This is a genomic window from Xanthomonas sp. XNM01 (assembly GCF_014851915.1).
GTDB lineage: Bacteria > Pseudomonadota > Gammaproteobacteria > Xanthomonadales > Xanthomonadaceae > Pseudoxanthomonas.
Genome location: NZ_JACVAP010000007.1, coordinates 83261 through 103588 on the forward strand (window position 1 = coordinate 83261; position 20328 = coordinate 103588).

The 20328-nt window shown below is 72.0% G+C and carries 19 protein-coding genes; 12 read left to right on the forward strand and 7 right to left on the reverse strand.

The features are described 5' to 3' along the window. Positions 1-222: 222 nt before the first annotated feature. From IB242_RS19195 to lpxO, 4 genes are all read left to right on the forward strand, one after another. Positions 223-1422, forward strand: coding sequence for an aminotransferase class I/II-fold pyridoxal phosphate-dependent enzyme (locus tag IB242_RS19195; protein WP_343237178.1), 1200 nt, complete (start codon positions 223-225; stop codon positions 1420-1422). Positions 1423-1468: 46 nt separating this feature from the next. Further along, entirely contained in the window at positions 1469-2233 is a 765-nt protein-coding gene (gene bioH, locus IB242_RS19200) for a pimeloyl-ACP methyl ester esterase BioH (RefSeq protein ID WP_192283338.1), read from the forward strand. Between the two features lie 22 nt (positions 2234-2255). After that, positions 2256-3137 carry a malonyl-ACP O-methyltransferase BioC gene (bioC, locus tag IB242_RS19205; protein ID WP_192283340.1) on the forward strand — a complete coding sequence of 294 codons (882 nt, stop codon included), beginning with the start codon at positions 2256-2258 and terminating at the stop codon, positions 3135-3137. Positions 3138-3202: 65 nt separating this feature from the next. Continuing rightward, positions 3203-4108 carry a lipid A hydroxylase LpxO gene (lpxO, locus tag IB242_RS19210; protein ID WP_192283348.1) on the forward strand — a complete coding sequence of 302 codons (906 nt, stop codon included), beginning with the start codon at positions 3203-3205 and terminating at the stop codon, positions 4106-4108. 45 nt (positions 4109-4153) lie between these two features. On the opposite strand, the gene IB242_RS19215 is transcribed toward lpxO, so the two are convergent. Genes IB242_RS19215 through IB242_RS19225 form a run of 3 tightly spaced genes read right to left on the reverse strand, consistent with a single transcriptional unit; the run spans position 4154 to position 6185 of the window. Continuing rightward, entirely contained in the window at positions 4154-4579 is a 426-nt protein-coding gene (locus IB242_RS19215) for a ketosteroid isomerase-related protein (protein WP_192283350.1), read from the reverse strand. A 56-nt stretch (positions 4580-4635) separates the two neighbouring features. Next, positions 4636-5241 (reverse strand): YdcF family protein, encoded by a 606-nt coding sequence (locus tag IB242_RS19220; protein WP_192283352.1) that lies wholly within the window; start codon positions 5239-5241, stop codon positions 4636-4638. Beyond that, a complete protein-coding gene (locus tag IB242_RS19225) occupies positions 5235-6185 on the reverse strand; it encodes a pyridoxal-phosphate dependent enzyme (RefSeq protein WP_192283354.1) in 951 nt (316 codons plus the stop codon). The genes IB242_RS19220 and IB242_RS19225 overlap by 7 nt, the downstream gene beginning before the upstream one ends. A gap of 113 nt (positions 6186-6298) precedes the next feature. On the opposite strand from IB242_RS19225, the gene IB242_RS19230 reads away from it, so the two are divergent. The 6 genes from IB242_RS19230 to IB242_RS19255 all read left to right on the forward strand — a co-directional run bounded on the left by IB242_RS19230 (position 6299) and on the right by IB242_RS19255 (position 12596). After that, positions 6299-6955: a hypothetical protein gene (locus IB242_RS19230; protein ID WP_192283356.1), complete on the forward strand. Its 657-nt coding sequence runs from the start codon at positions 6299-6301 to the stop codon at positions 6953-6955. A gap of 531 nt (positions 6956-7486) precedes the next feature. Next, entirely contained in the window at positions 7487-9382 is a 1896-nt protein-coding gene (gene mnmG, locus IB242_RS19235; RefSeq protein ID WP_192283358.1) for a tRNA uridine-5-carboxymethylaminomethyl(34) synthesis enzyme MnmG, read from the forward strand. Between the two features lie 59 nt (positions 9383-9441). Continuing rightward, positions 9442-10407 carry a cation transporter gene (locus tag IB242_RS19240; RefSeq protein ID WP_192283360.1) on the forward strand — a complete coding sequence of 322 codons (966 nt, stop codon included), beginning with the start codon at positions 9442-9444 and terminating at the stop codon, positions 10405-10407. 247 nt (positions 10408-10654) lie between these two features. Next, complete coding sequence (locus tag IB242_RS19245) at positions 10655-11389, forward strand: hypothetical protein (RefSeq protein WP_192283362.1); 735 nt, start codon at positions 10655-10657, stop codon at positions 11387-11389. After that, positions 11386-12204 (forward strand): hypothetical protein, encoded by an 819-nt coding sequence (locus tag IB242_RS19250; RefSeq protein WP_192283364.1) that lies wholly within the window; start codon positions 11386-11388, stop codon positions 12202-12204. The genes IB242_RS19245 and IB242_RS19250 overlap by 4 nt, the downstream gene beginning before the upstream one ends. A 209-nt stretch (positions 12205-12413) precedes the next feature. Then, positions 12414-12596: a hypothetical protein gene (locus IB242_RS19255; protein ID WP_192283366.1), complete on the forward strand. Its 183-nt coding sequence runs from the start codon at positions 12414-12416 to the stop codon at positions 12594-12596. Between the two features lie 21 nt (positions 12597-12617). On the opposite strand, the gene IB242_RS19260 is transcribed toward IB242_RS19255, so the two are convergent. Further along, positions 12618-13010 (reverse strand): disulfide bond formation protein B, encoded by a 393-nt coding sequence (locus tag IB242_RS19260; protein WP_192283368.1) that lies wholly within the window; start codon positions 13008-13010, stop codon positions 12618-12620. Between the two features lie 88 nt (positions 13011-13098). After that, positions 13099-15468, reverse strand: a complete 2370-nt coding sequence (locus IB242_RS19265; RefSeq protein WP_225540870.1) for a Tex family protein — start codon at positions 15466-15468, stop codon at positions 13099-13101. Between IB242_RS19265 and IB242_RS19270 the strand changes: the two genes are divergently transcribed. Continuing rightward, on the forward strand, positions 15394-16191 hold the full coding sequence (locus IB242_RS19270; protein ID WP_192283372.1) for an energy transducer TonB: 798 nt from the start codon (positions 15394-15396) through the stop codon (positions 16189-16191). The two genes, IB242_RS19265 and IB242_RS19270, sit on opposite strands and share 75 nt — an antisense overlap. A gap of 166 nt (positions 16192-16357) precedes the next feature. After that, a complete protein-coding gene (locus tag IB242_RS19275; RefSeq protein ID WP_192283374.1) occupies positions 16358-16810 on the forward strand; it encodes a TonB family protein in 453 nt (150 codons plus the stop codon). Between the two features lie 215 nt (positions 16811-17025). Here the strand turns inward: IB242_RS19275 and IB242_RS19280 are convergent, their stop codons facing one another. Together IB242_RS19280 and IB242_RS19285 are read right to left on the reverse strand one after the other, a co-directional pair. After that, positions 17026-18090 carry an isoaspartyl peptidase/L-asparaginase gene (locus IB242_RS19280; protein ID WP_192283376.1) on the reverse strand — a complete coding sequence of 355 codons (1065 nt, stop codon included), beginning with the start codon at positions 18088-18090 and terminating at the stop codon, positions 17026-17028. Between the two features lie 31 nt (positions 18091-18121). Next, positions 18122-20260, reverse strand: coding sequence for a S46 family peptidase (locus tag IB242_RS19285; protein ID WP_192283378.1), 2139 nt, complete (start codon positions 20258-20260; stop codon positions 18122-18124). Between the last annotated feature and the right edge of the window lie 68 nt (positions 20261-20328).

Genomic DNA, 20328 nt, shown 5'->3' on the forward strand with positions numbered 1-20328 from the left:
ACACCGCGCGGCTGGGCGATCGCCGCATCCAGGCCGGACCGAGGCCACGGCGCCATGCGTCGCGGCGGTCCGCGAGGTGGAGCGGGCCGCGGCATAATCGGAGCAAGGCCGGTCCCGGGGTGGGAACGGCGCAGGAACGGCCGGCGGCAGCGTCGTCGCATGCGGAGCGCCGGCGGTCCGGCGCCCGCGGGCCGCTGCCGTCTTCGTAGGGAGGAACCGCCGGTGAGCCGCATCGACATCCACGCACGCCTGGCCGCACGGCGCCGGCTGCGCACCGCGCTGGGCCGCGGGCAGGTCCTGCGCAGCGTGAGCCGACGCGACGGGGTCCGGGTGGAGCTCGACGGCCGCTGGCTGACCGGATTCGGCGGCGACGATCATCTGGGCCTGGCCCAGCAGTTCGAGGTCGGCGCCGCGCTGCAGGATGCGGCCGCGCGCGAAGGCTTCGGTGCGAGCGCGCCCGCAGCCTGCACCGGCCGGCATGCGCTGCATGCGCAGCTCGAGCAGGAACTGGCCGACTGGCTGGGCTATCCGTGCGCGCGGCTGTTCGGCGACGGCTACGCGGCCAGCCTGGCGGTGCAGCAGGCCCTGCTCGAGGACGAGGACGTGTGCGTCCAGGACCGGCTCAACCACGCCGGCCTGGTCGACGCCACCCGCCTGGCCGGCGCGCGCCTGCGCCGGTATCCGCATCTGGACGCCGAAGGCGCGATGCGCCAGCTGCGCCAGGCCGGCAGCGGTGCGGCGATGCTGGCCACCGACGCGGTGTTCGGCATGGACGGCGATCTGGCGCCGCTGCGCGCGTTGTCGCTGGTCGCGCGCACCACGCAGGCGCTGCTGTACGTGGACGATGCCCACGGCGTCGGCGTGCTCGGTCCGGAGGGACGCGGCTGCGTCGCCGAGGCCGGGCTCGGCGTCGCCGAGGTGCCGCTGCAGCAGGTGTCGCTGGGCACCGCGCTCGGCGGCTACGGCGCGGTGCTGGTGGGCGACGCGGACCTGGTCGAGCATGTCGCGGCCACCGCGACCGCCAGCCTGCAGACGACCGCGCTGCCTCCGGCCCTGGCGGCCGCGTCGCTGGCCGCGCTGCGGCTGGCGCGTCGCGACGACTGGCGGCGCGACCGCATCGCCGAACTGGTCGCGCTGTTCCGCGCCGGCGCCGGCCGGCTGGGCCTGGACCTGACCGCCTCGTCCACGCCGATCCAGCCGATCCTGTGCGGCGACGAGATCACCACGGTGGCGATGTCGCAGGCGCTGGAGCGTGCCGGATTCCTGGTGCCGGCGGTGCGTCCGCCCATGGTGCCGGAGGGGCGCTCGCGGCTGCGGGTGAGCCTGACCGCGCTGCATACGCCCGCCCAGGTGCAGGCGCTGCTGGAGGCGGTCGCGGCCGCCCGCGAGCACCCGCCACAGGTGCGCGGCGCCGTCGCCTGAGCCGTCCCGGCCGCGGCACGCCGATGCGATCGGCGACAATGCGCGCATGCATATCGAGACCCATGGCCACGGCCGCGACCTGGTCCTGATCCACGGCTGGGCGCTGCACGGCGGCGTGTTCGCGCCGCTGCTCGAGCGTCTGGCCGACCGCTTCCGCCTGCATCTGGTCGACCTGCCCGGGCACGGCCACAGCCGCGGCAGCGCGACGCCGCTGGCACTGGCCAGCGTGGTCAGCGAGATCGGCGCACGCACGCCGCCGGCGCTGTGGCTGGGCTGGTCGCTGGGCGGACTGTTCGCGCTGCGCGCCGCCGCGACCCTGCCCACCGTGCGCGGCCTGGCGATGATCGCCAGCACGCCGCGCTTCGTGAAAGGCGGGCAGTGGGCGCATGCGGTCGCGCCGGAGGTGTTCGCGCGCTTCGGCCAGGATCTGGGCGAGGACTATGCCGGCACCCTGGAGCGCTTCATCGCGCTGGACACGCTGGGCAGCGAACAGGGCCGCGACGAACTCGCGGCGATGCGCGCGCTGCTGCATGCGCGCGGCGCGCCGGATCCGGCCGCGCTGCAGCAGGGCCTGCACCTGCTCGGGCACAGCGACCTGCGGCGCAGCCTGCCGGCACTGCGCGTGCCGAGCCTGTGGCTGGCCGGACGCCGCGACCGGCTGGTGCCGCCGGCCGGCATGCGCGATGCCGCGGCGCTGGCGCCGGGTGCGCGCTTCATCGAGATCGCCGGCGGCGGGCACGCACCGTTTCTCGCGCATGCCGACCAGGTTGCGGCGGCGCTGGCCGCTTTCGCCGACAATGACGTGCCCTGAGCCGCTGCGGTCCCGCGTTCCGATGGATCCCCTGTTCGATTCCCGCCATCTCCGCCGCGCCTTCGCGCGCGCGGCCGCCGGCTACGATGCCGCCGCCGCCCTGCAGCAGGAGGTCGGCACGCGCCTGCTCGGCTCGCTCGAGTATCTGGACGACACCGTGCCGCAGGTGGTGCTGGACGTCGGCAGCGGCACCGGCCACGCGGCCGCGGCGATGAAGAAGCGCTGGCCGAAGGCGCAGGTGCTGGCGCTGGACGTCTCGGCGCCGATGCTGCGCCAGGCGAAGAAGCAGGCCGGCTGGTGGAAGCCGTTCTCGCGCCTGGCCGCCGACGCGCGCGCGCTGCCGCTGGCCGATGGCAGCGTCGACCTGATCCACAGCAACCTGTGCCTGCAGTGGATCGACGATCTGCCCGCGGTGTTCGCCGGGTTCCGGCGCGTGCTCAAGCCCGGCGGCCTGCTGCTGTGTTCGAGCTTCGGTCCCGACACCCTGGTCGAACTGCGCGAGGCCTTCGCGCAGGCCGACCACGCGCCGCACGTCAGCCCGTTCGCGACCATCGCCCAGTTCGGCGATGCGCTGATGGCGGCCGGCTTCCGCGACCCGGTGCTGGACCGCGACCTGTTCACCCTGACCTATCCCGACCTGCCCGCGCTGATGCGCGAGCTGCGTGCGATGGGCGCGACCAATGCGCTGGCCACGCGCCGCCGGACCCTGACCGGGCGCGGCCGCTTCAGTGCCGCCGCCGCGGCCTACGAACCGCTGCGCACGGCCGGCGGCACCCTGCCCAGCAGCTGGGACGTGCTGTACGCGCATGCCTGGTCGCCCGACCCGGGCGCGCCGATCCGCCAGCAGGGCATGGACGTGGCCAGCGTGCCGGTCTCGCGGATCCCGATCCGCCGGCGCGAGTAGCCACGGCGTCCGCGCATGCCTTCCGTCCGGCCAGCCGGTTCCTTCCCCCTTCGCCTCCCGCCCCCATGATCAAGTGGCTGCTCGTCACCCTGTTCGTCGCCTCGGCGCTGCACGTGCATTACCGCGGCCGCGTCCGCCACCGGCTCAGCCGCCAGCTGCTGGACCATTCGACCTTCATGGCGCCGATCAACTCGGTGATGTACCTGTGCTCGCGGGTGCCGACCACCCCGTTCATCGATCCGGACCGCGAGTTCCCCGAGCTGCTGCCGCTGCGCACGCACTGGACCACGATCCGCGACGAGGCCCTCGCGCTGCAGGAGATGAAGAAGATCCGCGCCGCGGACGGCTACACCGACGTCGGCTTCAACTCGTTCTTCCGCCGCGGCTGGAAGCGCTTCTACCTGAAGTGGTACGGCACCGCGCATCCGTCGGCGGCGGCGCTGTGCCCGCAGACCACCGCGCTGCTGGCCTCGATCCCCACGGTGAAGGCCGCGATGTTCGCCGAGCTGCCGCCGGGCAGCGAGCTGCGCCCGCACCGCGACCCGTTCGCCGGCTCGATCCGGCTGCACCTGGGCCTGGCCACGCCCAACGACGACCGCTGCTACATCGAGGTCGACGGCCAGCGCCACAGCTGGCGCGACGGCGCGTGGACGATGTTCGACGAGACCTACATCCACCACGCGCGCAACGACAGCCAGAGCGACCGCATCATCCTGTTCTGCGACATCGAGCGGCCGATGCGCTGGCGCTGGGCGCAGGCGCTGAACCGGCTGGTCGGGCGCACCCTGCTGGCGGCCGGCGCCTCGCCCAACCAGGACGGCGACGGCACCGGCGGCATCAACCGCGCGTTCCGCTACTTCTACGTGGTCCGGCTGAAGGCCAAGGCGCTGAAGGAGCGCAACAACCCGCTCTACCAGTTCCTGAAATGGAGCCTGTTCGCGCTGGTGGTGGTCGGCATCATCCTGCTGTGAGGCCTGGCGCGCGGCGGCGGTGCGGCCCCGCCGACGCCGGACGTCTCAGGACACCTGGGCGATCCAGTCCTGCAGGTTGTAGTAGTTGCTGACCCGGGCGATGCGGTCGCCACGGATCTCGAAGAACGCGCCGCCCGGCAGCACGTAGGTCTGGCCGCGCGCCGGCGGCAGGCCTTCGTCGTCGCGCAGGTACTCGCCGTGCACGACGTACTCGGCCGCGGCCCGGTCGCCGTCGTCGCTGGCCATCACCACGATGTCGCGCAGCTGCTCGCGGTAGCTGCCGTCCATGCGCTGCATGAAGGCGGCGAAGGCCTCGCGTCCGGTCTCGCGGGCGCCCTGGTTGAGGTCGTGGGCCACGTCGTCGTCCAGCAGCGCGAGCATCGCCTCGCGGTCGCCACGGTTGAAGGCGGCGTAGTAGGCGAGCACCAGTTCGATGGTGCGGTCCTGGCGGCGGCTGCCGTCGATCTTCATGACAGGGTCCTGGGGTCCGTGCGGGGGCGCCCATGATACGGCGCCCGGCGCGATGCTCAGGCGCCCTTGGCGACCAGGTCGCGGTGGAAGAAGTAGACCTCCTGCAGCAGGAACTTCCACTGGGTCTGGAAACTGCGGAAGCGCGTGCTCGGCGTGGGCGAGCCGACCGCGTCGATGCCCAGCTCGCGGCACAGCCGCAACGCGCGCGCCATGTGCAGCGGGTCGCTGACCACGATCGCCCGGTGCAGGCCGGCCTGCTGCATCACGCTGCGCGCTTCGACCAGGTTCTGCCGGGTGGTGCGCGAGCGGGTCTCGATCAGGATCGCCGAGGCCGGGATCTCCGCGCGCAGCGCGTAGCGGCGCGCGACCTGCGACTCGGCGAAGCGCGCGCCGGTACCGTAGCCGCCGGTGAACAGCAGCGTCGGCGCATAGCCGGCGCGGTACAGGTCCAGCCCGTGGCGGATCCGCTCCTCGAACACCGGCGACGGGCGCGCATCGTAGGCGGCGGCGCCGAGCACGATGATCGCGTCGGCATCGATGGCCTGGTCGCGCTGCCCGACCCAGACGATCCAGGCCGCGACCGCGCCAAGCCACAGCAGCAGCAGCACGGTCAGCCGCCACAGCCAGCCGAAGGCGCCGCGACGGCGCTTGCCCTTCACCATGGCAGTGCGTCCAGGTCGACGTTGCCGCCGGACAGGATCACGCCGACCCGCTTGCCGGCAAAGCGCGCCGGCTCGGCCAGGACCGCGGCCAGCGCGATCGCCGAGGACGGCTCGACGGTCTGCTTGAGGATCGTCCACAGCAGCCGCATCGCGGCCACGGTGGCGTCGTCGTCCACCACCACGGTGTCCGCGCCGTGGGCCTGCAGCAGCGCGAAATTCGGCTCGCCCAGCGTACCGCGCAGGCCGTCGCAGAGCGTGTCGGGGACGAAGTCGACCAGGCGGCTGCCGGCGGCCAGCGAACGCGCGGTATCGGCGGCCCCGGCCGGCTCGGCCAGTACCAGCGCGCAGTCGGGCAGGGCGCCGGCCAGGGCCAGCGCGGTCCCGGCGGCCAGCCCGCCGCCGCCCACCGGCACCACCAGCGTGTCGAAGGGACCCTCGCTGCCGACCAGTTCGAGCGCGGCCGTGCCCTGGCCGGCGATCACCGCCGGATCCGCGTAGGGATGGACCAGCACCGCGCCGGTGCTGGCCTGGACCTCGGCGCAGGTCGCCTCGCGTGCGGCCTGGGTTGCGGCGCAGCGCCACAGCGTGGCGCCATGGCGCTGGATGTTGGCCAGCTTGGCCGCGACCGCGCCGTCCGGGACCACCACGTGGCAGGGAATGCCGCGGGTCCGTGCGGCCAGCGCCAGCGCGGCGCCGTGGTTGCCCGACGAATGGGTGACCACGCCGCGTGCGGCATCGGCCTGGTCCAGCGACCAGACCGCGTTGCAGGCGCCGCGGAACTTGAACGCGCCGCTGCGCTGCAGATGCTCGGCCTTGAACGCCAGCGTGCATCCGGCCAGCGCGTCCAGCGTGTGCGACCGCAGGACCGGCGTCGGGGCGGTATGGGGGGCGATCCGCGCAGCGGCGGCAAGGACCTGGTCGTGTCCGGGGAAGCGGGACGTCATGTACGCAAGCGTAGCGCATGCACCTGTCCCGATGCCCGTGGCGGAAGGATTAAGCACGGATTCAATGCGCGCGCGGGAAGCTGTCCACTCACGCTCTGTGGGGGGAATCGGTCATGTCGTCGCGTCGTCTCCTGGCCGGACTCGGTCTGCTGCTCGCCCTGGGCGGCTGCACGACCTACGACTACGTCGGCACCGGTGGTGGCTACTACTCCGGGCAGCCGCGCACCGAGTACCGCTATCAGGGCGGTGGCTACGGCTATCCGTACTACGCGCCCGGTTCCACGCTGGGCGTCTACTACGGCCGCAGCTATCCCTACGGGTACAACAGCTGGGGCTACCCCGGCCCGTACTATCCGGGCACCTACTACGTGCGTCCCCCGTATCCGCAGCATCCGCATCCGCCGCGTCCGCGCCCGGATGGCGGGCAGCAGCCTGCGCCGGGCGGCAACGCCGGCGGCCCACCGCCGCCGCCGCGCGGGTCGGACCGCGCGCCCTGGCGCGACCTGGAGCGGATCCGGCGCGGCAACAGTGGCCCGGACCGCAGCATGATGGAGGCCCGCCAGATGGGGCCGCGTCCCGGGCCGGCGCAGTCGGGTCCGCGGATGTCCTCGCAGCCGCGTCCGGCGCAGTTCCAGGGCCGCCCCGATGCGGGTGGTCCGCGTCCGGCCATGCAGCCCCGGCCGCAGCAGGAAGCCCGCCCGATGCAGCGGATGGAGCGCCCCATGCAGTCGCGTGAGCGGAATGAGAACCGACGCACACAAGAGCCCTGAGGGGGCTCTTGCGCTTGCCGCGATCTGGTCGCAAGCTAGGCGCCAAGCAGTGACGGACAGCGTCGCTTTCTGACGCAACCGTCCGAAGACTTCCATGTCGATGTCCGGTCGGGAAATCTGGATCCCCCCTGTTCCGGCCCTGCCGGACGTCGACGCCTCTCAGTCAGCCCGGGCATGCCCGGGCTGACGCTTTTCCGGCGTCGTGGAATCGCGCCTGCCAGCGCGGGCCGCCCGGCATCCGGGCAAAAAAGAGGGGCCGGCAGTCCCCCGACTACCGGCCCCCGCGCTTCCCCACCACGCACCTGGCTGGCCCCTGTTCCAATTCCAGCCGGCGCATCGCGCCTGTCGTGATGGGTGCAGGGGAACTACAGCAGGAAGCGTGCCAATCGTGCCGGCCGGCAGCCGCGGCGGGCGCTAGAATGCGCGCCGGCCCGTCGCGCGGCCGCACCTGCCGACGCGGCAGGCCCCGCCGCTTCCATCCGCCCGTCCCGCGCATCCGCACCGCCGCCCGCAGCCGGCAGAGAACGCCCCATGAGCACCACCGCAGACTTCCACCGCCATGACGTGATCGTGATCGGCGGCGGCCACGCCGGCACCGAGGCCGCGCTGGCGGCCGCGCGCAGCGGTGCGCGCACCCTGCTGCTGACCCACAACGTCGAGACCATCGGCGCGATGAGCTGCAACCCGGCGATCGGCGGCATCGGCAAGGGCCATCTGGTCAAGGAGATCGACGCGCTGGGCGGTGCGATGGCGCATGCGGCCGATCTGGCCGGCATCCAGTGGCGCACGCTCAATGCGTCCAAGGGGCCGGCGGTGCGTGCGACCCGCTGCCAGGCCGACCGCAACCTGTACCGGATGGCGATCCGCCGCATCGTCGAATCCCAGCCCAACCTGACCGTGTTCCAGGCCGCGGTCGACGACCTGCTGATCGAAGGCGACGCCGTGCGCGGCGTGTTGACCCAGACCGGCCTGCGCTTCGAGGCGCCCGCGGTGGTGCTGACCGCCGGCACCTTCCTGGCCGGCAAGATCCACATCGGCGAGACCCAGTACACCGCGGGGCGCATGGGCGACCCGCCGGCGACCACGCTGGCCGCGCGCCTGCGCGAACGCCCGTTCGGCATCGACCGACTGAAGACCGGTACGCCGCCGCGGATCGACGGCCGTTCGCTGGACTACGCGCAGATGGACGAGCAGCCCGGCGACGATCCGCTGCCGGTGATGTCCTTCCTCGGTGACGTGACCCAGCACCCGCGCCAGGTCAGCTGCTGGATCACCCACACCACCGAACGCACCCACCAGATCATCCGCGACGCGCTGCACCGCTCGCCGCTGTACAGCGGCCAGATCGAGGGCATCGGCCCGCGCTACTGTCCGTCGATCGAGGACAAGGTAGTGCGCTTCGCCGAGAAGGCCAGCCACCAGATCTTCGTCGAGCCCGAAGGCCTGGACGTGGTCGAGATCTATCCGAACGGCATCTCGACCTCGCTGCCGTTCGACGTGCAGCTGGAGCTGGTGCGGTCGATCCGCGGCTTCGAGCACGCCCACATCACCCGCCCGGGCTATGCGATCGAATACGACTTCTTCGACCCGCGCGGGCTGAAGGCCTCGCTGGAGACCAAGCTGGTGTCCGGCCTGTTCTTCGCCGGCCAGATCAACGGCACCACCGGCTACGAAGAGGCCGCCGCGCAGGGCCTGCTGGCCGGCCTCAACGCCGCCCGCCACGTGCGCGGCCAGGACAGCTGGTGCCCGCGCCGCGACGAGGCCTATCTCGGCGTGCTGGTCGACGACCTGATCACCCACGGCACCAACGAGCCCTACCGCATGTTCACCAGCCGCGCCGAATACCGGCTGCAGCTGCGCGAGGACAACGCGGACGTGCGCCTGACCGGCATCGGCCGCGGCCTGGGCCTGGTCGACGACCAGCGCTGGGCGCGCTTCGAGGCCAAGCAGGCCGCGGTCGAACGCGAGACCGCGCGCCTGCGCGCGCTGTGGGCGACGCCGGCCAATGCGCTCGGCCGCGAAGTCGAGGCCACGCTCGGCGTGGCGGTCAGCCGCGAAACCAACGCGCTGGACCTGATCAAGCGGCCCGAGCTGGACTACGCCAGGCTGATGACGGTGCCGGCGCTGGGCCCGGGCGTGGACGATGCGAAGGTGGCCGAGCAGGTCGAGATCGGCATCAAGTACGCCGGCTACCTCGACCGCCAGCGCGACGAGATCGCGCGCCAGCAGCGCAACGAGCACACCGCGGTGCCGCTGGATTTCGACTACGCCGGTGTCTCCGGCCTGTCGGCCGAACTGCAGCAGAAGCTGGCGAAGGTGCGCCCGCAGACCATCGGCCAGGCGCAGCGCATCCCCGGCATGACCCCGGCCGCGATCTCGCTGCTGCTGGTGCACCTGGAGCGGATCCGGCGCAGCCGGGTGGCGTGAGTGACGCGCGCTCGGCGCGACACGGCGCCGACCGCAGGGAACGGAAACGGAGGCCTGCGATGACAGGGTCGACACCACCGCAGTCCGCGCGCACGGCCGGCATCACCGAGCAGGGCGCGCTGCGCTTCTCGATCGCGACCACGCTGGCGGTGGCCGCGCTCGGCATCGTGTTCGGCTGGCTGTCGGGCTCGTTCGCGATCGTGTTCGACGGCGTGTACTCGCTGGTCGACGGGGCGATGACGATGATCGCGCTGCTGGTGTCGCGGCTGATCGCCGGCTACGCCGCGACCGGGGCGCAGGACCGGCGCTTCGCCGACCGCTTCACGATGGGCTTCTGGCACCTGGAGCCGATGGTGCTGGCGCTCAACGGACTGATGCTGACCGGCGCGGCGGTCTACGCCTTCATCAACGCGGTCGGCAGCCTGTTCGATGGCGGCCGGCCGCTGCAGTTCGGCCAGGCCATCGTCTATGCGTCGATCACGCTGCTGGCCTGCAGCGCGATGTCGGTGTTCGCGCTGCGCGTCAACCGCCGGCTGCGCTCGCAGCTGGTCGCGCTGGATGCGAAGGGCTGGATGATGTCCGGTGCGATCACCGCCGCATTGCTGGTCGCGTTCGTGGCCGGTGCGCTGGTCGAAGGCACGGCGCTGGCCTGGATCGCACCCTACATCGATCCGGCGGTGCTGGCGCTGGTCTGCGTGGTGATCATCCCGATGCCGCTGGCCACGATCCGCCAGGCGCTGGCCGACATCCTGCTGGTGACGCCGCTCGAACTGAAGCGTGAGGTCGATGCGGTGGCGGCGGCTACGGTCGCGCGGCATGGCTTCCTGTCGTATCGCGCCTATGTCGCGCGCGTCGGCCGCGGCAGGCAGATCGAGCTGTACTTCATCGTCCCGGCCGGTCTGCCCGCGCGCACGCTGGAAGCCTGGGACGCGATCCGCGACGAGGTCGGCGACGCGCTCGGCGCCGCCTCGCCCGACCGTTGGTTGACCATCGTGTTCACCAGCGACATCGAGTGGGCCGAGTAGGCGCGGACCACACGCCGGCCCGCAGGCGCCGATGGCGCTTGAACGATGCATGAGCGCATGGACTCACGCGCAGCGGATCCCTTCCTGTACGCTGCGCGCGCCGCGGCGTCGCCGTGCGCCCGATACGTGGCCGGAACAAGGAGACGATGTGCCAGGGATGCGAACCGAAGCGTTGCGCCGGTGCCACGGTGGCCTGCGGTGGCTTCCGGCAGCGGCGCTGGCGTTGCTGCTGTCCGGCTGCAGCACGATGCTGGCCTTTCCACAGAACGTGCCGGCACTCAACGACGGCTTCGGTGCGCCGCAGCTCGACCACCAGCAGCGCACCGTGGAGCGTGACGCATACCTGGCGATGCCGGGGTTCGGCGAGATCGTGCTGACGCTGCCGGCGGGGACGACGATGGGACGGCAGCCGCACGGCCGGCCGTCGGTTTCGCTGATGTACGCCAGGAACCGCGGCAAGGGCGTGACGGGCGCGCGCTGGCGCAACCTCGAGGCGCGCGGCCTTGAGCCGGACGCGCACGGCGTGCTGCGCCTGCCGGTGCCGCACGTCGCCGGCTACCATCCGATCTCGCTGTTGGTGTGGGTGCGGACGCCGGAAGCCGCCGGCGCGCAGGACATGCGCGTGGACTTCCCGCTGACCGAGACCGCCGTCGTCGACGCGGACGATGCCGACCGCCACGACGCGTTCTGGCGCGGCCAGCACGGACAGTGCATCGACCGCGGCCGCATCCAGCCGATCGAGTACGCCGACGACAAGGGCGCGACCATCGACGGCGAGCGCTATCCGTTCCGGTTCGACACCCGCTTCGAGGGCCTGTGCGTGTTCCGTCAGGAGCAGGCGCGCGCGATCGTGACGACCGGCACGCCCGGCCGCGTCCTCCGCTCGCCGGTGCGGGTGCGGATCCCGCGGGTCTACCAGGATCCGCGCTTCAGCGCCTACTGGCAGCCGCCAGCGCCGGCCGCGGCGGGCGGTGCCGAATGACGCGCTGGCCGGGCCCGCGCGCAGCACGCCTGGCCTTCGTCGCGCCGCTGCTCGCGCTGCTCGCCGGGTGCGGCATGGTCCATCGCACCGCGCTGCAGTTTCCCTCGCTCAACGAGGGCTTCGTCTACGACGGCGGCGGATTGCAGCTGCGTACGCTGGACGCGGCGCAGGTCGATGCCATGGACAGCCACGGCACCGTGACGCTGCACGTGCCCGAAGGCCTCACCCCGCGCTGCCTGCCGGCCGTGGATTGCAACGCGGTGGGCCTGGAGTACATGCGCAACCGCACCGCCGGCCCTGGCGATGCGCGCAGGCGCGAGGTGCAGATGCATGGGCGCTGGTCCGAGCAGGCGCGCACGTTCGAGATCCGCCTGCCGCGGCTGCGCCATTACCGGCTCGAACAGCTGAGCGCCCGCTTCGATGCGACCGACGACGTGCCCGGCAGGCCGGTCAAGGTGGTGAGCCTGCAGTTCGCCGACACGCCGATCGAGGATCCGCGCGACTGGCGGCGCTACGAGGTGTACTGGCTGCATCCGCAGGGCCAGTGCCTGGACCGCGGCGGGGTCCGCATCCATACGTACTACATGGAGCCGCTCAAGGACGCCGCCGCCGCTGCGGTCGCCGAGCGCTACCAGTTCGGTTTCGAGACCGCGCTCGACGGCATCTGCATGTACCGGCGCAGTTTCCACCGCGACATCATCGTCACCGACACGCCCGGCTACCGCCTGCCGGCCGGACGCGCGCTGCGCTGTCCGCGCACGCTGAAGTCGGCCTGTCGCTGGACCGGTCACGCGGCGCTAGACCCGCCGCGCTGATCCGTCGCGCATCCGCCACGCCTGAATGTGGGCGACGTGCAGCGCTGATCGTGTGGCATCCGCCGCTTTGATACGCTGCGCCGCCATGCGCGTGGCGACGCCTTGAATGCAGCGGACTGCGCCTCTTCACGCAAGAGTGGCGCGTGCCGATGCGATCCTGCAGCCATCCCGGCCACCACGCGGGCCATCAGGCAACGGAGAAACGACGCATGCGCGACGAACTCGGCATCAACCTCGAAGCGGTGCATTGCCCGCAGTGCAGTGCACGGATGCCGCCACTGCGCGTGCCGGCCGATCTGCACCAGCTGATGTGGGGCGGCTGGACCTGCCCGTCCTGCGGCACGCGCATGGACAAGTACGGCCGCCGCGTGGACGCCGACCGCCAGGCCTGACGCGCGCCGGGCGCCGGTGCCTCAGCGCGCCGCCGGCTTCGAGAACAGCAGCAGCGCCAGCCCGGTGATGATGAAGATCGCCGCGCCAGACAGCACGAACGGGTCGGCGTACCACATCGAGGAGAACTCGAAGGTGCCGGCGTTGATCTTCTTCCATTGGTTGAAGTGCTGCATGCAGGCGACGACCAGGCCGAAGACTGCGAACACCGCGGCGAACCAGCGCACAAGCCAGTGGCGCGGATCAGGCAGCAGCATCAGCAGGCCGAGCAGGCCGATGACCGTGCGCTGCGCGCGGCAGTACGGGCAGACGTAGACCAGGCCGGCCAGATCGACCGCCCAGGTGAGCGCGCTGAGCGCGACGGCCAGCAGCGCGATCAGGCGGAAGTGGCGATGCAGGGTGTCGAGCGTCGGCATGCGGGTGCTCCTGTCGGGAGGACAGGGCGGGAATGGACGATCCCGCCCGTTGAGGGCAGCGCACCGCGACACGGTGCGCACCTGGCGATCAGCCGCGGCGCAGCCCTTTCAGCGCATCGGCCATCGCGCTGTTGAACGGCGCCGCGGTCTGCTGCTGCGGACGTGCGCCGCCGCCATTGCCGCGACCACCACCGCGCGGACCGTTGCCGCCGCGGGCATCGCGCTGGTCGCGCTCGCCGCCACGTCCGGCGCGCGGACCGCTGGTGGCCTCGCCGACCGGGTCGTCCAGGCGCCGGGTCAGGGCGATGCGCTTGCGCGCCACGTCGACCTCCAGCACCTTCACCTTGACGATGTCGCCAGCCTTCACCACCTCGCGCGGATCCTTCACGTACTTGTCCGACAGCGCCGAGATGTGGACCAGGCCGTCCTGGTGCACGCCGATGTCGACGAAGGCGCCGAACGCGGCGACGTTGCTGACCACGCCTTCCAGCACCATGCCCGGGCGCAGGTCCTTGATGTCCTCGACGCCGTCGGCGAACTGCGCGGCCTTGAACTCCGGGCGCGGGTCGCGGCCGGGCTTTTCCAGTTCCTTCAGGATGTCGCGCACGGTCGGCAGGCCGAACTGTTCGTCGGTGAACTGCTCGGCCTTCAGCCCGCGCAGGAAGGCGCTGTCGCCGATGATCTGCTTCACCCCGCGGCCGCTGCCGGCAAGGATGCGTTCGACCACCGGGTAGGCCTCCGGGTGCACCGAGGACGCATCCAGCGGCTGCTCGCCATCGGCGATGCGCAGGAAGCCGGCGCACTGCTCGAAGGTCTTCTCGCCCAGCCGCGGCACCTTCAGCAGCGCCTTGCGCGAAGCGAACGCGCCGTGCTGGTCGCGATGCACGACGATGTTCTCGGCCACCGTGGCCGACAGGCCCGACACGCGCGCCAGCAACGCGGCCGAGGCGGTGTTCACATCCACGCCGACCGCGTTCACGCAGTCCTCGACGCGCGCATCCAGCGCCCGCGCCAGCCGGTACTGGTCGACGTCGTGCTGGTACTGGCCGACACCAATCGCCTTGGGTTCGATCTTGACCAGCTCGGCCAGCGGATCCTGCAGGCGTCGCGCGATCGACACCGCGCCGCGCAGCGACACGTCCAGGCCCGGGAACTCCTTCGCCGCCAGTTCCGAGGCCGAATACACCGAGGCGCCGGCTTCGCTGACGACGATCTTCTGGATCTTCTGTTCCGGCAGCAGCTTGAGCAGATCGCCGGCCAGCTTGTCGGTCTCGCGCGAGGCGGTGCCGTTGCCGATCGCGACCAGTTCGACCCCATGAACCGCGCACAGCTTCTTCAGCGAGGCCAGCGACGCGTCCCACTGGCGCTTGGGCTCATGCGGATAGATGGTGTCGGTGGCGACCAGCTTGCCGGTGGCATCGACGACGGCGACCTTCACCCCCGTGCGCAGGCCCGGGTCGAGGCCGAGCACCGCCTTCGGGCCGGCCGGCGCGGCCAGCAGCAGGTCCTTGAGGTTGTCGCCGAACACGGTGATCGCCTCGGCCTCGGCGCGTTCGCGGGCCTGGTTGAACAGGTCGAGCATCAGGTGCAGGTGGATCTTCGCGCGCCACGCCAGGCGGCAGGCGCTGCGCAGCCAGGTGTCGGCGGCGCGGCCCTGGTCGGCGATGCCGGCCTGCAGTGCGATCCGGCCTTCGGCATAGGCGTTGCCGGCGTCGACGTCGCTGCCCGGTTCCAGCTCCAGCTGCAGGAATTCCTCGCGGCGTCCGCGGAACAGGGCGAGCAGGCGGTGCGAGGGAATCTTCGCCAGCGGCTCGGCGTGGTCGAAATAGTCGCGGAACTTCTCGCCGGCGGTTTCCTTGCCTTCGACCACCTTTGCCCGGATCTGCCCGTTCGCATCGAGCCAGCCGCGCAGCTCGCCGAGCAGGGCCGCATCCTCGCCCCAGCGCTCGATCAGGATGGCGCGCGCACCTTCCAGCGCGGCCTTGGCGTCGGCCACGCCCTTGTCGGCATCGACGAAACCGGCGGCGAAGGTTTCCGGCACCTGGGTCGGGTCGGCCAGCAGGCCATCGGCCAGCGGCTCCAGCCCGGCCTCGCGCGCGATCTGCGCGCGGGTGCGGCGCTTCTGCTTGTACGGCAGGTACAGGTCTTCCAGCCGCGACTTGCTGTCGGCGGCTTCGATCTCGCCACGCAGCGCGTCGGTCAGCTTGCCCTGCTCCTCGATGCTGGACAGGATCGCCGCGCGCCGGTCCTCCATCTCGCGCAGGTAGGTCAGGCGCACTTCGAGGTTGCGCAGCTGGGTGTCATCCAGACCGCCGGTGACTTCCTTGCGGTAGCGCGCGATGAACGGCACCGTCGCGCCTTCGTCGAGCAGGCCGACCGCGGCATGCACCTGCTGGGTCTGGGCACCGATCTCCTCGGCGATGGTCTGGGCGATCTTGCGCGCGAGCGCGACGGACATCTCTGCCATGGAGCGTGCAACCGACTGCGGAAAGAACCGTCGATTGTGGGCCTCCGGGCGGTCCGATCCAAGGCGTTGACAGTAGCGTGCGCCGCGGGCGGGTTTGCCCGCCACCGCCTGGTTGCCGACAATCAGCGCCTTCACATCGCCACCGGTGACCAGCGCATGCGTCGTCCGTTGTTATCCCTGCTGATCTCCACCCTCGCGCTGGTCAGCGCCCTGGCCCAGGCGCAGCCCACGCAGGACCTGCCGTGGGTGCTGCTGCACGAGGGCGAGCCGATGGCGCGCTTCGTCGAGCACCATGACAACGCCGCCGCCTGCTCGCAGGCCCGCTTCGAGCGTGGCCGGATGAACGCCGACAACGCCTGGCGCTGCCTCGCCGACGTGCCGGCGCAGGTCGAGGCCGATGCGGCCGGCGCCCCGCTGGAACGGGACGCATCGGATATCGGCGCTTCGGTGGTGATCCATTCGAAGAACACCAATCCGCCGCGGTATCCGCCCGAGGCGTTCAGACACGGGATCCAGGGTGAGGCGCAGCTGGCGGTCCACGTGAACGGCGACGGCAGCATCGCCCGCATCGAGATCGCCGCATCGACCGGCCATCCCGACCTGGATGCCGCTGCGGTGGCCGCTGCCGGGCGCTGGGTCTATCGCCCGGCCATGATCGGCGGCCGCCCGGCGGCGGGCACCGTGTCGATCCCGGTCGCGTTCGCCCTGAACTGAGCCGGCACCGCCGCCCCCACTCCTCCAGCGCAGCGACCTCATGCATCGATCCCTCCGTCTCGCGGGTGCCAGCTCCATGCTTCCGGCTGCCGCGTTGCTGGTCGCCTTCGCCGCCCCATCGTCCGCGCAGCCGCTGCCATGGGCGCTGGTCCACGGCGGCAAGACGGTGCAGCGCTTCGTCGACGCCGACGACAATGCGCACGCGTGTTCGATCGCGCGCGCGGCACCGGAACGGCGCAGCCAGCCCGATGCCTGGCGGTGCCGGGTCGATCTCCCGCCGGCGGTCGAGCACGACACACGGGCGCCCGCGCTGAGCGGCCCGCGGGTGGGGGTGACCGTGGTGCAGCATTCGCGCGGCATCCATCCGGTGCACTATCCGCCCGGTTCGCCGATGGATGGGGTCGATCGCAGCACGACCCTGGAGGTCCACCTGGCCGCCGATGGCAGCGTGGAACGGGTGGAGGTCACGCGGTCGTCGGGCGATCCGCGGATGGACGCTGCGGCGACCGATGCGGCGCGGCGCTGGGTGTACCGGCCGGCGACGGTCGGCGGGCGGCCGGTACCGACGAGCGTGTCGTTTCCGGTCGATTTTCCGGGCGTGTCGCGCACGCGCTTCTGATCCGAAGTCCGTTCCGTCCTGGCGCCAGGCCTCATGCGGAGGCCTGCCTGCGCCAGAGAGGCGCAGGCGTCGGCTGCAGGCGTGCCCTGCGGCCGGGAAGCAGCATCGCAAGGGACGCCACGGCGTTTGATTGCCGCCGGTTGGTGGCGTCCAGACCCTGCCTTGTCCTGTCACGCCCCCTCCGGCGGCACGCGCGACAGGCCTCGAACAGCGCCTCAGTCGCGCGGCGAGGGCAGCGGCAGCGCCTCGTCGAACACCGCCACGTGCGGCACGCCGTCGGCGCCGATCCAGCCGCGGTACATGCCTTCGGTGTTGAACGGGAAGGCGATGCTGCCGTCGGCACCGAGCGCGATCGCGCCACCATCGCCGCCGGCCGCGGGAATCTCGACGTCGATCACCGCATGTGCGGCCTCGCCGACCGACTGCCCGGCCAGACGCACGCGTGCGCAGATCTCGTGCGCGGCGGCGCTGCGGATGTAGAACTCGCCCCAGCCGGTGCCGGACACCGCGCACTGCGCATCGGCCCAGGTGCCGGCGCCGATCACCGGCGAATCGCCGACCCGGTTCCAGCGCTTGTTGCTCATGCCGCCGGTCGAGGTGCCAGCGGCCAGATGGCCTTCGGCATCCAGCGCCAGTGCGCCGACGGTGCCGAAGTAGCGCAGGTCGGGGCCGTCGCCGGCGCCGGTCTTCCGTTCCTGTTCGGCCTGCAGCGCACGCTGCAGCTGCTGCCAGCGCTTTTCGGTACGGAAGTAGGACGGGTCGACCTGCTCGATGCCGAACAGCGCGCCGAAGTCCTCCGCGCCCTGGCCGACCAGCATCACGTGCGAGGACTGCTCCATCACCGTGCGCGCCAGCCGGATCGGATTGCGCGTGCGCTGTACGCCGGCGACCGCACCGGCGCGGCCGCTGGCGCCGTCCATGATCGAGGCATCGAGTTCGTTGCGGCCCTCGTGGGTGAACACCGCGCCGCGGCCGGCGTTGAACTGCGGCGCATCCTCCAGCACCTGGATCGCGGCGGTGACGCCGTCCAGCGCGGTGCCACCGACGCGCAGCTTGGCGTGGCCGGCCAGCAGCGCCGCCTTCAGTGCCTCGCGGGCTTCGGCCTCTTCGCCGGGGCCGAGGCTGGCGCGGGTGACGCCGGCGCCGCCGTGGATCACCAGCAGGGCGCGCTGCGGATCGGACATCGGATGGTCCGCGGCGGCCGGTCGCGCCGCGCAGGCGGTCAGGCTGGTCGACAGCAGGGCCGCGACGAGCAGCGGCAGGACAGGGCGTCGGGACATCGCAGGTCTCCTGTGAGCGGGCGTGGGCGGATCAGAGACCCATTTCCTGCAGCAGGTGCGGCGCCGGCTGCACGCGCGCCATCAGCCAGCGCATGTAGCGCATGTCGACGTGCACCGCGCGCTTGTAGCGCGGGTCGAACCACCAGCTGGCGCTGACCGACTCCCAGTTGCTGTCGAAGTTCAGGCCGATCAGTTCGCCGCGCGCGTTCAGCACCGGCGAACCGGAGTTGCCGCCGGTGGTGTCCAGGTTGGTCAGGAAGTTGACCGTCTGCGTGCCCAGCGCCGGATCGGCGGTGTCGCCGAAATCGCCGGCGGCGATCGCGTCCAGCAGCGGCTTGGGCGCATCGAACGGCACGGCGTTGGTGTTCTTCTCGACGATGCCGGCCACCGTGGTCACCGGCGACCAGTGCACCGCATCGCGCGGGTTCAATGCTTCCAGCCGGCCGTAGCTGACCCGCAGCGTGCCGTTGGCATCCGGATACACCGCGCGGCCCTGCTGCTGGCGCCAGGCGGTCAGCGCATGCATGTAGGCCGGCCGCAGGCGCAGCTGTTCGCCGTCGCGGGTCTTGCGCTCATGCTCCAGGCGCAGCAGCGCCGGGGTCAGCTGCCGCGCGAGCGCGATCAGCGGATCGTCCTGCAGCGCCCGGCCGGTGCGGGCCTGTTCCAGCCGCGCCAGGCGCGCCTGTTCGTCACCGAGCGTGGTGCCGGCATACAGCGTGTCCAGCGCGGCGGCGAGCTGCGCCGGCGTGCGGCCGAACGCGGCGTCGAACTCGGCCACGCGCTGCGCGTCGGGCAGCTGCTGGTAGCGGCCGAGCAGTTCGGCCAGCAGCGCCTTCTCCACCTGCGGTGCGTAGCGGCGCTGGACCTGCTTCAGCGTGCCCTCGATCTGGGCCAGGTCGCGCTGCTGGTAGCCGGTCTCGCGCTGCGCATCGGGCTTGCCCGTCTCGATCCGCAGCCGCTCCAGGGTCAGTGCCGAACGCAGCAGCTGGGTCTGCTGGGTGATCAGGGCCAGCAGCAGTTCGCGGCCGCGCACTGCCGAGGCCTGGGCCAGCACCTGCTGCAGGGCGGCGATGTCGCGCGCGTCCCGGCCGCGGGTGGCGGCCAGCATGCCGCGCTCGTCCTCGCCGCGCAGGCGCACCGCGTCGCTGCGCAGCAGGCCTTCGAGCTCGCCGGCGGCGCGCTTGCGGTTGTTCTTCAGCGACTGCAGCTGCGAGGCGTAGCGGGTGCGCGCATCGGCGTCGGCCTCGCCGGCGCGCTCGACCGTGGCGATGAGCGAATCCAGCGTGGCCACACGGGTCGGCAGGGTCCATTCGACCTGTTCGGCGAACTCGGCCGCGCTGCGGTGGCGGAACGTGGTGCCGGGATAGCCGGCCAGCATCGCGTAGTCGCCTTCCTTCGGCCCGGTGCGCGAGACCTGCAGGTGCGACGGCGGCTGGTAGGGCACGTTGTCGGCCGCGTACGCGGCCGGCTTCCCATCGCGGCCCACGTAGGCGCGCAGCAGGGTGAAGTCGCCGGTGTGGCGCGGCCACATGAAGTTGTCGATCGCGTCGCCGTAGTTGCCGATCGCGCGCGGCGGCGCATAGACCAGGCGGATGTCGCGCAGTTCGAGCTGGCGGATGCGGAAGAACTGCGTGCCGTAGTACATGTTGGCGACGCTGCAGCGGATCCCGGCCTCGCCCTCGCAGGCGGAGACGATCCGCTTGCCGGCCGCGTCGATCGCGGCGTGGTAGGCGGCGCCGGTGCGGCCGCGCGCGGCCTTGAGCACCTCGTCGCTGACATCGTCGAAACCGACGGTGACCAGCACGCGGAAATCCGGGCTGGCCGGCAGCTCGCCGGCGCGGTCGGCGGCGGTGTAGCCGTTGTCGATCAGGTTGCGCTCGCCCGAGCTGTTGTACTGGATCACGCCGTAGGCGACGTGGTGGTTGGTCAGCACCAGACCGTCGCCGGAGACGAAGGAGCCGGTGCCACCGCCGACCCGCACCACCGCATCCAGCGGCGCGGCGGTGACATCGGCCAGCGCGGCCGGATCGCCCGCGTAGCCCGCCGCGCGCAGCGCATCGCCGAGCTGCGGCAGCTGCGACGGCATCCACATGCCTTCATCGGCGCGTGCGTCGGCGGCGGCCAGCGCGATCGCGGCGGCGAGGAGCGTGAAGGGAAGGCGGCGCGTCATCGGCGGGTCCTGCAGCGGGAAACCGGCGACGGTAGCCCGCGTGAACCGCAGCGACAACCGCCGCAGGT

Coding starts and splice junctions, on each gene's coding strand:
- IB242_RS19245 (WP_192283362.1), top strand. CDS start 10,655: ATGCTGGCCTTTCCACAGAACGTGCCGGCACTCAACGACGGCTTCGGT.
- IB242_RS19225 (WP_192283354.1), bottom strand. CDS start 6,185: ATGACGTCCCGCTTCCCCGGACACGACCAGGTCCTTGCCGCCGCTGCG.
- IB242_RS19215 (WP_192283350.1), bottom strand. CDS start 4,579: ATGAAGATCGACGGCAGCCGCCGCCAGGACCGCACCATCGAACTGGTG.
- IB242_RS19265 (WP_225540870.1), bottom strand. CDS start 15,468: ATGTCCGTCGCGCTCGCGCGCAAGATCGCCCAGACCATCGCCGAGGAG.
- IB242_RS19250 (WP_192283364.1), top strand. CDS start 11,386: ATGACGCGCTGGCCGGGCCCGCGCGCAGCACGCCTGGCCTTCGTCGCG.
- IB242_RS19240 (WP_192283360.1), top strand. CDS start 9,442: ATGACAGGGTCGACACCACCGCAGTCCGCGCGCACGGCCGGCATCACC.
- lpxO (WP_192283348.1), top strand. CDS start 3,203: ATGATCAAGTGGCTGCTCGTCACCCTGTTCGTCGCCTCGGCGCTGCAC.
- bioC (WP_192283340.1), top strand. CDS start 2,256: ATGGATCCCCTGTTCGATTCCCGCCATCTCCGCCGCGCCTTCGCGCGC.
- bioH (WP_192283338.1), top strand. CDS start 1,469: ATGCATATCGAGACCCATGGCCACGGCCGCGACCTGGTCCTGATCCAC.
- IB242_RS19285 (WP_192283378.1), bottom strand. CDS start 20,260: ATGACGCGCCGCCTTCCCTTCACGCTCCTCGCCGCCGCGATCGCGCTG.
- IB242_RS19270 (WP_192283372.1), top strand. CDS start 15,394: ATGCACCTGCTGGGTCTGGGCACCGATCTCCTCGGCGATGGTCTGGGC.
- IB242_RS19220 (WP_192283352.1), bottom strand. CDS start 5,241: ATGGTGAAGGGCAAGCGCCGTCGCGGCGCCTTCGGCTGGCTGTGGCGG.
- IB242_RS19230 (WP_192283356.1), top strand. CDS start 6,299: ATGTCGTCGCGTCGTCTCCTGGCCGGACTCGGTCTGCTGCTCGCCCTG.
- IB242_RS19280 (WP_192283376.1), bottom strand. CDS start 18,090: ATGTCCCGACGCCCTGTCCTGCCGCTGCTCGTCGCGGCCCTGCTGTCG.
- mnmG (WP_192283358.1), top strand. CDS start 7,487: ATGAGCACCACCGCAGACTTCCACCGCCATGACGTGATCGTGATCGGC.
- IB242_RS19255 (WP_192283366.1), top strand. CDS start 12,414: ATGCGCGACGAACTCGGCATCAACCTCGAAGCGGTGCATTGCCCGCAG.
- IB242_RS19260 (WP_192283368.1), bottom strand. CDS start 13,010: ATGCCGACGCTCGACACCCTGCATCGCCACTTCCGCCTGATCGCGCTG.